Source organism: Hymenobacter crusticola (assembly GCF_002154225.1).
GTDB classification, from domain to species: Bacteria; Bacteroidota; Bacteroidia; order Cytophagales; family Hymenobacteraceae; genus Hymenobacter; species Hymenobacter crusticola.
Genome location: NZ_MTSE01000001.1, coordinates 72221 through 85500, shown reverse-complemented (window position 1 = coordinate 85500; position 13280 = coordinate 72221). Strand labels below are relative to the sequence as shown.

General features: G+C 56.2%; 8 protein-coding genes and 1 tRNA gene. 3 read left to right on the top strand and 6 right to left on the bottom strand.

The window, feature by feature from the left end; all coding sequences use genetic code 11:
- Nucleotides 1-305: 305 nt before the first annotated feature.
- Nucleotides 306-377 (bottom strand) — tRNA-Arg (locus BXP70_RS00320).
- Nucleotides 378-510: 133 nt separating this feature from the next.
- Between BXP70_RS00320 and BXP70_RS00315 the strand changes: the two genes are divergently transcribed.
- Nucleotides 511-1671 carry a DUF2652 domain-containing protein gene (locus tag BXP70_RS00315; protein ID WP_086592029.1) on the top strand — a complete coding sequence of 387 codons (1161 nt, stop codon included), beginning with the start codon at nt 511-513 and terminating at the stop codon, nt 1669-1671.
- Between the two features lie 68 nt (nt 1672-1739).
- On the opposite strand, the gene BXP70_RS00310 is transcribed toward BXP70_RS00315, so the two are convergent.
- Entirely contained in the window at nt 1740-2978 is a 1239-nt protein-coding gene (locus BXP70_RS00310) for a Pycsar system effector family protein (protein WP_086592028.1), read from the bottom strand.
- A 253-nt stretch (nt 2979-3231) separates the two neighbouring features.
- Between BXP70_RS00310 and BXP70_RS00305 the strand changes: the two genes are divergently transcribed.
- Nucleotides 3232-7137 (top strand): metallophosphoesterase, encoded by a 3906-nt coding sequence (locus tag BXP70_RS00305; RefSeq protein ID WP_245849397.1) that lies wholly within the window; start codon nt 3232-3234, stop codon nt 7135-7137.
- Between the two features lie 199 nt (nt 7138-7336).
- Nucleotides 7337-8482 (top strand): DUF6268 family outer membrane beta-barrel protein, encoded by a 1146-nt coding sequence (locus BXP70_RS00300; RefSeq protein ID WP_086592026.1) that lies wholly within the window; start codon nt 7337-7339, stop codon nt 8480-8482.
- A gap of 80 nt (nt 8483-8562) precedes the next feature.
- Here BXP70_RS00300 and ppk1 read toward each other — a convergent pair whose 3' ends face one another.
- The 4 genes from ppk1 to BXP70_RS00280 form a co-directional block, all read right to left on the bottom strand.
- Nucleotides 8563-10662 carry a polyphosphate kinase 1 gene (gene ppk1, locus BXP70_RS00295; RefSeq protein ID WP_086592025.1) on the bottom strand — a complete coding sequence of 700 codons (2100 nt, stop codon included), beginning with the start codon at nt 10660-10662 and terminating at the stop codon, nt 8563-8565.
- Between the two features lie 104 nt (nt 10663-10766).
- Nucleotides 10767-11258: a SixA phosphatase family protein gene (locus BXP70_RS00290; RefSeq protein ID WP_086592024.1), complete on the bottom strand. Its 492-nt coding sequence runs from the start codon at nt 11256-11258 to the stop codon at nt 10767-10769.
- Nucleotides 11259-11413: 155 nt separating this feature from the next.
- Nucleotides 11414-12733 carry a GTPase HflX gene (gene hflX, locus BXP70_RS00285; RefSeq protein WP_086592023.1) on the bottom strand — a complete coding sequence of 440 codons (1320 nt, stop codon included), beginning with the start codon at nt 12731-12733 and terminating at the stop codon, nt 11414-11416.
- A gap of 61 nt (nt 12734-12794) precedes the next feature.
- Nucleotides 12795-13196, bottom strand: coding sequence for a c-type cytochrome (locus tag BXP70_RS00280; protein WP_086592022.1), 402 nt, complete (start codon nt 13194-13196; stop codon nt 12795-12797).
- Nucleotides 13197-13280 lie beyond the last annotated feature (84 nt).

The following is a 13280-nucleotide window of genomic DNA, read 5'->3' as shown; positions in this document are numbered from 1 at the left end:
GCAAAAGGAACGTTGGATGCTATCAGCTTTTACCTAGGTAACCTAGCAGATCCTGGCTTAATCTACCTGGGACAAGAAAGTTGTTTTGCCCGGTGAACCCGGTACACTAGCTGCACTGGGTTTGATGAAAAAGGTCCGCACCGTCGTTCGACGGTGCGGGCCTTTCGCTTTCTTGAAGGGCCTGCTAGCAACTAGATTGGGTTGGCTAGCTCATTAAGCCTAGCTCTCGAAAGTGGGGCCTGTACCCGTAAGCGTACCCCTGAAAAGCAGAAACCGCATCTACAGGCTGTAAACGCGGTTCTATGTGGCCCCGGCGAGAATCGAACTCACATCTAAAGTTTAGGAAACCCTTATTCTATCCGTTGAACTACGGGGCCATGTGGGAAACTGCCTAGCGCAAAGGTAACGCGAAAGCATCACCCTTGCCAAACTGCAAGGCTAGGCATTGCGTAAAGGCAAGTAACTTTACGCAGCAACCCCCTCACCAGTTCAGTTACCGTTTTTATTCGCATGGGCTTACTGGACGATTTGCATGCTGCCCGCCGCGCTGCCGGAGGTCGTATGGCTACGGGCCGCAACGGGGCCCAACCAGCGCTCCTTTTTATCCCGGATATCAGTGGGTTCACACGCTTCATTCAGGAAACCGGCGACGACCTAGCCCAGTGGCTGGTGGCTGACCTACTCGAAATCCTGATTGAGGCGAACACGCTCGGCATGGGGGTGAGCGAAATTCAGGGTGACGCCATCTTGTTTTACCGCTTAGGTCCACCTCCCGCTATTCAGGATCTGGTGGCCCAGTGCCGCCGTATCTTCCTCGACTTCCAGAATTACCTCCGCTTGGTGGAGCGCGATACGGGGTCGACCTTAAGTGCCGCGCTGCGCAACAATGACCTCACGCTCAAGATAATCGTGCACTACGGCCACGTAAATGTGGCACAGATCCGCAACTTCACCAAGCTCATGGGGCGCGACCTAATTGTGGTGCATCGCCTGCTGAAAAACAACGTGATGGGCAGCGAGTACTTGCTGCTCTCCGACGACTACCTCGATACGCAGAAGCCCGCTGATATCGCCCGGAGCTTTTCTTGGACGCGGCTCTTGCGCGGGACCTGCACCTACGACTACCTAGGTCAGATTTGCTACCAGTATGCCCACCTCACGCCCCTGCGCCTCCTGCTGGACGAGCAAGTGGCGCCTGGTCAGCCCAGCAGCACCCAAAACAACGCGCTGAAAGTGCGTCGTTTACTACCGTTGCCGGCGCGCGACGTGCTGCGCATCGTCAGCAACTTTCGGCTGCGCCCGCGCTGGATGGCAGGCGCCACCAAAGTGCACTACGACGTAACCAAAGTAGGGCGCCTAGGTACTTCCTACAAAGTGGACATCAATAATGGCCAGATTGACTTCCAGGCGGTGCAACACTTTGTAGATGAGGACCGGATTGAGTATGTGGAGAAAATATCTCACTTCCGCCTCTTTCCTAACTCACTGCTGTTCTTCTTCATTGAGCCCGTCACCAACGACACGGCCCTGCTCACGTTGGAGTTTCGCTACGGCCATGTAGCTAGCCCTAGCTCCTTGATTCGCTTCGGCCAACTCCGCCGTATGCACCGCTTCTTAGGCGAGTCGATCAAGCGCCTAGCAGCTATTAGGAGTAACGGAGTAACGGAGTGACGGAAAGAAAACAGCCCAGCAAGGTGACAACAAGTACTCAGCTACTCCAGCACTTTCTGCGCGGCTGCTTAAACCTTGTAGAGCAGTACAATACCAAATGACAAGGCTGTCAGGATCAGGCCGACCATGAAAATGGTGTAGCTAACGCGCAGCAGGCGGTACTTCTTCGCTAGCACGTCGCCGAGGTAGTAGATGTCGGTGACCATGTTCGTGTAAAGCGACTCTTTCTGGCGCATGAGCTCGGTCATGCCGCCTTGAAAGTCGTCGAGGTTGAGCTTGGTGAAGTTGCCGAAGAAGAGTAGGTTGACGCGGCGGTTGTTGGCTACCTGCGGGCTTTTCTTCAACCACTTAAAGCTGGTCACGTCGGGCTGGGCCGATAGGATAGCCGACACCACCGACCCCAGCGCCGTGATAAGCAAAAGGCCCATGGGCACCATCAGCAAGGGGTTGCGGGTAAAGGCCGGGCTCAGCACCGCCGACTTGCCCCCGATCTTGGTACCTAGGTACGTCACAATCACCGAGATGAGCACCGCGTTCAGCTGAATCATCATGCTCGCCTTCTTATCGGCCATGTCCGAGAGCTTCATGTGGTTGCCGTACATGGTGCGAAACATGGTCTCGATGCCCCGCTTGGGTTCGGCAAACGTCTCAGTTTTCTCCTTGTCCTTCTTTTTCTTCTTCTTCTCGATCTTTTTGAGCAGGTCGCGCTGCTCCTTGATGTTGGCTTTGAACTGGCTTTGATACCGCTCCTTGGCTACATCGGTGTAGTACTTGGCCATGAGCAAAAAATCGAGCTGGTTCTCGGCCCACTCCACATTCGAGTACGTTTTGCCGATGGTGGTTTCCCACTCGGCGCGCAGCAGCTCGGCCCCGGCAATAAAATCTTCGCTACCTAGGTTGCTCATGTCGGCATCCACCAGCAGCTGTTGCAGCTCCGTTTCGCGCCGCTCGTTGCGGTGTGTGGCCCGGATGGTATCTTTCACCAGCGCAATGCGGTCGGCGGGGTAGCCTTGCTGCGTGAGCCATTGCTCGGCTAGCTCCATGCTACGGTACTCGTGCCCGTCGTATACTTCGAGGTAGCCTGCATCATGAAACCAGGCGGCTAGTACGAGTACTTCGAGGTCACTATCGCTCAGGCCCGCGGCTTTGCCTAGGGCCTGCGCCTCCCGCACCGTCGTCTGCGTATGCTTCAAGCTGTGGTACACGAGCTGGCCCGGTAGCTTTTTTTCGAAGAGCGCCGTGATGTAAGCGTCAGCTTGGGTGATAATCTCGGATTTGGCTTCCTTAAGTATCTCGGTAGTTTCCATGCAGTAGGGAGAAAGGCGTTGCCGGGGAGAGCAGCAGTGAACCAAGGTAAAACGCGAATATTGCGTTCGGGTTTTTCGTTATCTGACCTAAACTGTAGCTAGCCAGTTTTCGTAGGGCAGGCCACACAGCTCCATAACAAATAAGCAGCGGCTTAATTTCTAAGTTTACTGCCTTTTCTGCTAACCCTAATTATTCGTACTTGGTTTACGTTGTCGGGTTAGTGCCTACCTACATTACGCTCACGCCTTCCGTATGAGAAGAATTTTTCCTGTCTACTGTCTTTTACTAGCTTTCACGGGTTGGATGTTGCCCAGTGCTTACGCACAAAAGAAAACGCAAACCCCGCACACGGTCCGGCCCAACTACCACCATGGTGGCGAAAACTGGCAAAGCAAAACGCCTCCCGATAGCACCCACATTCGCTACACCATTTTCCTGATCGGCGACGTGGGCAAGCCCATTCCGAAAGCCGAGGGGGGCGAACCGTCGCTGAATTATTTGCGCAAGCAAATTATGAAGGAGGGCGCCAAGAGCACCACCGTGTTCTTGGGCGACAATGTGTACGAGTACGGGCTACCGCCCGAAAATGCGCCCGACCGCAAGGAGTCGGAGCGGCGGCTGACCGACCAGCTCGATGTCCTACGCAATTATCAGGGTGAGAAGTACATGGTGCCTGGCAACCACGATTGGCGCCAAGGCCTAGCCGGTGGCCTCGACCAGGTTGTGCGGCAGCAGACGTTCATCGAAGAATATATGACGAAGGACTCGGCGCAGTTCAACTACACCGGCGACTTCCTGATTCCGCGCGATGGTTGCCCCGGCCCGTTTGAGGTGCGCGTGCAAGACGACATCGTGCTGATCATGCTCAACTCGCAGTGGTTTTTGCAGACCCAAGCTACCGAGAAGCCGTACGGCGCCAACAGTGGCTGCGGCGTGGCCAACGAAACCGACTTTTTTACGCAGCTAGAAGATGTAATCTCCCGCAACAAGGACAAGAACATCATGGTCATCGCCCACCACCCGATCCAGTCGGATGGTATTCACGGCGGCTTTTTTACCCTAGGTGACCATATTTTCCCACTGTCTATCGTCTTCAAGTACGCCTTCCTCCCCTTGCCGGTGATTGGCTCCATTTATCCCTTCGCACGCAAGTACGGCGGGGTAACGCAGGACATTGCGCACCCGCTTTACCAGACGTATAAGAAAGGCCTGGAAGATATTTTCTCGCGCTACCCCAACGTCGTGTACGTGTCAGGGCACGAGCACAACTTGCAGTATTTCAAAACGCCTACGTATCACCAGATCATCAGCGGGGCGGGCTGCAAAACCCAGCACGTGAAGCCCGGCAACGGGGCCGATGCCATGTTCTCGGACAAGGAGAAGGGCATTGCCAGGGTGAACTACTACGACAACGGCGAGGTCTGGACCGAGTTCTTCGTACCAGCTGATAGCGGCGAGGTAGCCCGGCGCGTGTTCCGGACGCCACTTTATGCCAAACAAACCAAGTTAGTGGAGCAGGCCGCTGTGCAGCAGCAAGCGCCCGCGCCTTCGTTCAAGGATAGCACCATCACGATAGCGGCTAACAAGCGCTACAGCGACCGCGGCAAGTTTCACAAGTTCCTGTTTGGGGAACACTATCGTAAGGAGTGGGCAACCCCCGTAACGATGCCGGTGCTGGACCTAGCTACCGAAAAAGGCGGACTGTCGCCCTACAAAGTGGGCGGAGGTAAGCAGACGGCTTCGCTGAAAGTGCGCAACGAAGAGGGCCGCAACTACACCCTGCGCGGGCTGAACAAGGACCCCTCGGCGGTGTTGCCGGAAGCCTTGCGTGCGGGCGCAGCCAAGGATATTTTGCAGGACCAGATTTCGGCCCAACACCCGTATGGCGCCCTGCCCATTCCGCCGCTGGCGTCGGCCGCGGGCATTCTGCACACCAACCCCGAGTTGCGCTACATTCCGCAAGACCCTAGGTTGGAGCAGTACTACGAGCGGTTTTCGAACACCCCGGTTTTCCTGGAAGAAGATGCCAAGGACGATCAAAGCAATGTAGAGTCGCTGGGCAACGCCAAAAACTTGGTGGGGACCGATAAGGTGCTGGAGCGCTTAGAGGAAGACAACGACAACCGCGTTGATGAAAAAGCCTTTGCCCGCTCCCGCCTCTTTGATATGTGGATCGGCGACTGGGACCGGCACGAGGACCAGTGGCGCTGGGCTGAGCGCAAGGACAAGGACGGCGACCGGAAGTTTACGGCTGTGCCCGAAGACCGCGACATCGCCTTCTTCAAGGGCGACGGGCTGTTTCCGTACCTAGCTTCGCGCAAGTGGGCCATCCGCAACTTTCAGAACTTTGGCTATGACTACGCCGACTGGAAGGGCTTGAACCTAACGGCCCTTGCTAACGACCGGGTGTTCCTGGCTTCCATCACGAAGGAAGATTGGGTGAAAACGGCCGAGGACTTGAAGAAGCGCCTCACCGACGCCGAAATCGACAACGCCCTGCGTCAGCGCTGGCCCAAGAAAATCTACGAGGAGCACGGCCCCGAAATTGCGGCCAAGCTCAAGAGCCGCCGCGACTTGCTGCCTCAGCTCGCCGCCGACTACTACACCATGGTGTCGAAGATTACGGAAGTGAAGGGTAGCTCCAAGAACGAGAAGTTCGTGGTGGAACGCCTGGAAGGCAACAAAACCCGCGTGACGGTCCAGAAGATCAACAAGGATGGCAAGCTGACTAAGGTCCTGTTCGACCGCACCTTTGATAATAAAGTCACCAAAGACATTCGTCTCTACGGCTTTGCCGGTAATGACGTCTACGACGTTCGCGGCGACGTGAAGAAGGGCACCAACGTGCGCATCATCGCCGGTACCGACCGCGACTCCATCGTGGACCGCTCGCACGTGCGTGGCCTCGGCAACTACACCCAGGTGTACGACGCCGACTCGGGGAACGTGATTGTGCCGGGCCGCACCACCCGCTTGCGCCTGGAACCCAACACCGACGTAAACCGCTACGACTACCCGAACCGCACCGACCGCAAAGACTACCAGCTCGACTACGTAGGGCCAGCGGCGTACTTCGGCTACAACGTCGACGACCGTATCTTCGTCGGGGGTGGGGTTACCTACCGGCACTATGGCTTCCGCCGCAAGCCTTTTGCCTCGGAGCAGTCGTTGGTGGCCAACTATGCTTTCTCGCAGAGCGCCTACAACGTGCGCTACCGCGGGCAGTTCACGGATGTGTTCGGCAAGCTTGATTTGAACGTCAACAGCCAGCTCTACGGTCCACAGCTGTTGTACAACTACTTCGGCCTAGGCAACGACACAAAAAACGAAGCGCCCAAGGACGACGGCCGCGTGCGCTTGCGTGATATCAACAGCACCTATCGCATCCGCTTCTCGCGCTTCTACGTGGCGCCCATGCTGGAGAAAGACATCTTCAGCTTCCTGAAGCTAGGGTTCGGCCCGCAGTACGACCAGTTCCGCGTCGACCGGGATAACCTAGGTAGCAAGATTGTCGAAGGCCTCGGCACTGGTAATAATGACCGCACCGGCGCCGCCATTGGTGTCCGCGACTCCGATTTTGGCCTGAACCGCTACCTAGGGGGTAAAGTGTACTTGAACCTCGATGCCAGCAGCTCACCCAAGAATCCGCGCATCGGTATTCGGTGGTACAACAGTGCCGAGTACAACTACCAACTCAACGGCGAAAAGCTGCGCTACGGGCGCTTAGCGTCGGAAGTGCGCTTCTATGTGAGCCCCAACTTCCCCTTCCAGCTTACTTGGGCTGGCCGCCTCGGCGTGGCTCGCAACCTCGGCGACTACCGCTTCTACCAAGCTAATACCCTAGGCGGCACCACCAACCTGCGTGGCTACCGTCGTACGCGCTACGCTGGTCGCAGCTCGTTCTACGCCAATGGCGAAGTGCGCATTCAGCTGTTCACCTTCAACGCCTACTTGTTGCCCGGCAAGTTTGGTATCCTAGGCCTAGCCGATGCCGCCCGCGTATACAGCCCCTACGACGTAAAAACGGGCTTTGATGCGCTGCACTCGGCCTTCGGTGGCGGCGTGTGGGTTGATATCCTCAAGCAAGCCGTCGTGAACGTGACGTACTCCGTGGGTGAGGAGCGACTGATATTCTTAGGATTCGACTTCCTGTTTTAAGGCTAAATGGTGTAGTTGCTAAATGGTTCGTTGTTTGAGGGTTGTGTAGTGGAGTTTCATTGCTCCGTTACATCATCCGCTGGGCACTCAGCCATTTAGCAATTTAACCTGCCGGCGATTCATCCTTTTTTCACGAAAAGACGTTAAGGCGAAAGCCTAACGTCTTTTTTGCTTTTATCAGACCCGCCCTTTTGTCTGTATGCTAGCCTCTTTTACCCTTTGGCGCGGACCACTGCGTGCCAGCTTTGCCGCGGTTGTTTTGCTGTTGACGCACGCTGCGCGGGCCCAAGAAACCCCGCCGCGTACGCCCGTATTTCCGCTGCCAGCACCCTTACCGGGGGACACTGCCGTTGCCAACCAAGTTGGAAACTCCCAGGAGTTTGCCACGCCCTCCGTGGTGGGGCAAGGACCTAGCAAAGGTGTTGTGGCCCACCTGGAACGCTTGACGGACTTCTCCATTAAGTCCAAGCTGAACGATAAAGACGGCAAATCAATCACCAATAGTTCGACCGTCACGAAGAACAGCCGGGCCTTTATCAAAGGCTACATTCCGGCCTGGAACCGCCCGCACCTGAAAGTTATTCTGGGCTTCAACTACGACCGAGAAGAGTTTCAATTTAACAGGCCCGACAACTCGGTCTTGTATCGCAACCTGGAAGACAAAGGCCTCAAAGTGCTCGGCGCGCAGCTAGCTGTCATTCGGCCCATTGATGATGTGCACTGGTACATTGCCCGCGTGAAGGGTGAGCTAAACGGCGACTATACAGCCAGCGAGCTAGATGTGAATGACTACCTAAAGATGTCGGGGGAGTTTATCTACGGCTGGAAGCGCACCAAGTACTTTGCCTGGGGCGTGGGCTTGCAACTGAGCTACACATTTGGGCGTCAGAGCGTTTACCCCGTTATTTTATACAACCGCACCTTCAACGAGCACTGGGGCGTCGAGGCGTTGTTTCCGGCCCGCGTGAGCTTTCGCTACAACGTGTCAGACAAAACGTTGCTCTTTGGGGGCTACACCGTCGATGGCCTGAACTACAACGTGAAGCTACGCGAGCCGCTACCAAACGGGCTGCAAACCCTGATCTTACGCGAAACCGAATTCAAGCCGCGCCTGCGCCTGGAGCGTGAGATTTATGACTTCATCTGGTTTGGGCTCGAGGCTGGCTACCGCTACAACGCTTCCTTTAATGCCTTCGATGATGCCGGCAACTCGGGCTTTAGCTTGTTCCGGAAGGGTACCCGCCCACGCATCGTCGATAATACCTTGGGTGGCGCCCCTTACGCCAGCATCGAGCTTTTCCTAGTGCCGCCTCGCAAGTTCCTGCGCAAAACGGCTGGCAAATAAAGCTAGGTAACAACGAAGCGCCCCTCCTTACAAAAGGAGGGGCGCTTCGTTGTTACCTAGCTTTTAGCTTGCGCCTTGTGTTAGCGCTTTGCCACCGCTGGTTTTTTCTTCTTGCTTAGGCTTTTCAAATAATCATAGGTGGCAAACTGCGCCCGTATTTTGGGGGCGCTCGGGTCTTCCTGGCCGAGGAAGTGGTTGTGCCAGTCACGCGACTTTACGTTGTCCTGGCGTTGCAGATCGAGCAGATAGCGCACTTCACTTTTCACAGCCGGATCGAGGATGGGGAAGGCAACCTCCACGCGACGGTCGAGGTTGCGGGCCATCCAGTCGGCGGAGGAAACGTACACTTTCTCCTCGCCGTTGTTGCCAAACACGTATAGTCGCGCGTGCTCTAGGTAGCGGTCGACCATGCCGCGCTGCTGAATATGCTCACTCTGGCCCGGCTCCCCCGGAATTAGGCAGGAGATGCCCCGGATCAGTAGCTCGATGCGTACGCCGGCCTGGTTGGCTTCGTAAAGCTTCAGGATCATGCGCTCATCTTGCAAGGCATTCAGCTTCAGAATGATGTAAGCCTCTTTGCCGGCTTTGGCTAGCTTTATCTCGCGGTCGATTAAGGCATTCAGTTTGTCGCGCAGCTCGAAGGGGGCTACCAACAAATACTCGAACGACCTAGGTTGTCGGTCGAGAAAGTACCCGAACACTTGTCCCACTTCCTTGGTCAGGTGAGGGTTAGCGGTGAACAAGCCGTGGTCGGCGTAAATTTGGCTCGTTACTTCATTGAAGTTGCCGGTGCTCAGATACGCGTACAAGCGGTTTTGCCCTGCCTCGGTCCGGGCTACGAGGGCTAGCTTGCTGTGCACTTTCAGCTCCGGAATACCGAAGATGACGTTAGCACCTGCCTTTTGCAGCTTCTCGGCCCAGTGAATATTCGATTCCTCATCGAAGCGGGCTTTCAGCTCCACGACAACCGTCACCTGCTTGCCATTCTTGGTGGCTTTGAGCAGAGCTTTCGCAACTTCGCTTTTCTGCGCCACCCGGTAAAGCGTGACGCTGATGCTCGTTACGAGCGGATCGGCGGCCGCCTCGTTCAGGAAGCGCGTCACGTAGTCGAACGACTGGTAGGGTAAATTCAAGAGGTGGTCGCGCTCGGCAATGGCGTCCAGCATCTTACCGGCCGTGCGGGGCAAAGTAGGGTGCGGCAGCGGCGGAAAGTCCGGGTACTTCAGCTCCGGCTGACCTAGCCCCGGAAACCCGAAAAAGTCGCGGAAGTTATGGTAGCGGCTGCCCTCTACTAGTTCTTCTTTGCCAATGCCGGTTTTCTGCATGATGGCTTTGAGCACCTGCTTAGGCATGGCCGGGTCGTAGAGCAAGCGGGCCGGGTAACCGGTTTCGCGCTTCTGTAAGCTGCTCTTAATCTTGGCCATCAGGTTGCCCGATACCTCTTCCTGGATATCCAACTCCGCGTCGCGGGAGAGCTTGATGGCATTCACCTGCACTCGCTGGTAGTTCGGGAACAGCATCCGTACGCAGCACCGAATTACGTCGTCGAGGAACATTACGTAGTGCTCTTCCCCTTCGTCGGGCAGTTGCACAAAGCGACTTCCGTGGCGCTTGGAGGGCAGCTCCAACACAATAACGCGTTCCTCGTCCTCGTGCTTCTTCTGCTTCACCGGCTCGCTCAGCAGCAGCGTGAGGTACACGCTCTGGTCTTTGAGGAAGAGGTGGTGCAGGTTGTCGTCCAGAATGATGGGGGAGAGCAAATCCTGCACGTTGTGCTGGAAATAATCGTGCACCCACTCCCGCTGCGCATCCGTCAGATCGTGCTCCGACACCAAATGGATGTGCTGGCGGCGCAGCTCGGGCATGATCTGGTTGCGAAACGTTTCGCCGAATGCCTGTTGCTGCCGCCCAACTTCCTGCAGCAGGTCATGGAGCTGCTGGGTGGGGTCTTCCCCTAGCTTGGCGCGGGTTTTCTTTTTTAGCTTCTCCAGCCGTCGTAACGTGGCCACCCGCACCTTGAAGTATTCATCGAGGTTGGAAGAGAAAATAGCCATGAACTTGATCCGTTCCAGCAAGGGCACGTCTGGGTTCTGAGCTTCCTGCAACACCCGTTCGTTGAACGTTAGCCAGCTGAGCTCACGGTTCAATAGGGTAGGGTGAGGATTCTTGGTTGATTCCACTAGCGCAAAGTTGAAGGGTGAGAGTGACTGCGTGACTGAAGGAAATAGGCGGGTAAGGTACGGGAACCTAAGCACTCAGCTGCTTAGTCACTCGACACAGTCAGTTACTGTTTCTTGGGATAATCGTAGAAGTAGAACTCCGCGTTGGCGCGGTCGACTTCGGCCCAATGTGCGCAGCTAAACTTCAGGCACACAATAGCGGCCGTGGGCAGTTCATTGAGCTGGCTAGGCGAAAGTAAGTTCGCAAAATCGGTGAGCGTGTTGTTGTGGCCCACTAGCAGCACGGAGTCGGCTGGGTCGGGGAGGCTGCGCACGATGTCCAACATATCCAGCACTTCGGCCCGGTAGATGCGCTCCACCACTTCAATCTGGTTCGGCGGATAATTCACCTCGTGGGCCACCAACGCGGCCGTGCTCATAGCCCGCACCGCCGGCGAGCTCACCAGCAGGTCTAGGTGAATGGTACGCTTGGCCAAGGCCTGACCCATCAGCGGGGCGTCTTCGCGGCCTCGGTTGTTGAGGGGGCGTTCCTTGTCCGTGAGGTCGTCGAAGTCCCAACTGGACTTGGCATGACGCATTAAATACAACGTTTTCATGGGGGAAGAGAGTAAGGCAATAGGGTACGTTTCTTTACTGCCGACCCTAGCAAATGGTTATGCGGAACAGGCCGTGGCGAAGATTAGGCCAGGTACAAAAAAGCCCCGCCAACTGGGCGGGGCTAGGTTTGCATAGCACTACAAAGCTCGGCTACTTACTCCACATCTTGCGGCTGCTGATTGGGGTAACGCTTATAATGAATTGCCGCTACATGGCGTGTCAGCAAAGCCCGCAGCTCATCAATATTTTCGCGCTCCTGCGCCGAAATAAAGATCACCGGGTCGTGCATCTTGGCCATGTAAGTAGCTTTGAGCTGTTCCAGCGTCGGGCGTGGCTGGTGGTCTTCCTCGGGGTTCATGCCCTCGAAGCCCTCGTGGCTGCCAGTATGCGCCTCAGGATTGTAAAGGTCGATTTTGTTGAACACCAGCAGCATTGGTTTGTCGGCGGCTTCGATGTCCTTGAGCGTGTCGTTTACTACCTCTATCTGCTCCTCAAAGCCAGGGTGCGAGATGTCTACCACGTGCACCAGTAAGTCGGCTTCCCGCACCTCGTCGAGGGTGCTCTTAAAGCTCTCAATTAGGCGCGTGGGGAGCTTCCGGATAAACCCTACCGTATCGGCGAGCAGGAACGGGATGTTGTCTAGCACCACCTTGCGCACCGTCGAGTCGACGGTGGCGAAGAGCTTGTTTTCGGCAAACACGTCGGAGCGGCTCAGCATGTTCATGATGGTGCTTTTGCCCACGTTGGTGTAGCCGACCAGCGCCACGCGCACCACGCCCTCGCGCGACTTGCGCTGGGTGTTGCTCTGCTTGTCGAGGTCTTTGAGCTTGTCCTTTAAGAAGGCTATCCGGTCGCGCACTACGCGCCGGTCCGTCTCAATTTCCGTTTCCCCCGGACCCCGCTGGGATACACCCCCACCTCGCTGCCGGCTTAAGTGCGTCCACAGACCGGTGAGGCGGGGCAGAAGGTATTGGTACTGGGCTAGCTCCACCTGCGTGCGCGCCGTGGCCGACTTCGCCCGCTGGGCGAAAATATCAATAATCAGCAGCGAGCGGTCCACGATTTTTACCTGCAGCTCAGCTTCCAGGTTGCGCAGCTGCGAAGGCGAGAGGTCGTCGTCGAAGATGACCATGCTCGTCTTATTGTGCTTCACGAAAGCTTTGATTTCTTCCAGTTTGCCTTCCCCCACGAAGGTGCGCAAGTCGGGCTTTTCGAGGCGCTGCACAAAGCGCTTAGTGACCTGCGCCCCCGCAGTTTCGGCCAGAAAAGCTAGCTCGTCGAGGTACTCCTGCGTTTTCTCGTCGGCCTGGCGCTTTTCGGGCACGGCCACCAGCACGGCAGTTTCCTGCTCGAAGCCAGTTTCGTAAGTGCCATCGGCGTTACGCTTGAGTTGCGGGGTTTTATTTTTGCTATCGTCCTGGTTAGGGTGGCGGGCGCCACTGCTGTTGAAGCTCCAGTCCTTATTCTTTGCCATGTAGTTATGGTTCTAAATGCGAAACGCTCATTAAGCTGTGAATTGCGTTGACTGTCAAGGCCTAACGCAGCGTCATCGAATACGTCACTACCTGTTCGATTTCCTCATCGGTGAGGGTAGCTTTGAAGGCCGGCATCTTGCCCAAGCCGTTCTTTACTATATACACGCGCCCCGTGATGGTAAGGTTGCTCTTGGTCAAATCGTGGGCTCCGTTAGCGCCGAGCTTGCCGTTGTTGCCGTGGCAAACGGTACAGTTCTGCTGGTACAAGGCTTTGCCGGCCGCCAGCGCGTCGTTTTCCAGAGTGTTCATAATGGCGCTTTGCGCAGCACCCATGGAAGATTCGGTGGTGGGCGCGGCCGATTCAGTGCGCTTTGTATCCACGGAGCTACAGCTCAGCAGCAGCGCCGAGGCTGCGAGGCTACCTAGCCAACCAAAATGAGAAGAGAGAAAACAGTACTTCATATTCTTAGATAGAACATCTAATCGAGCCGCAAAGTAACCAAAGTGCCTAATCGTTTTGGATTTCTTTAGGCCTCATCGCGTCAG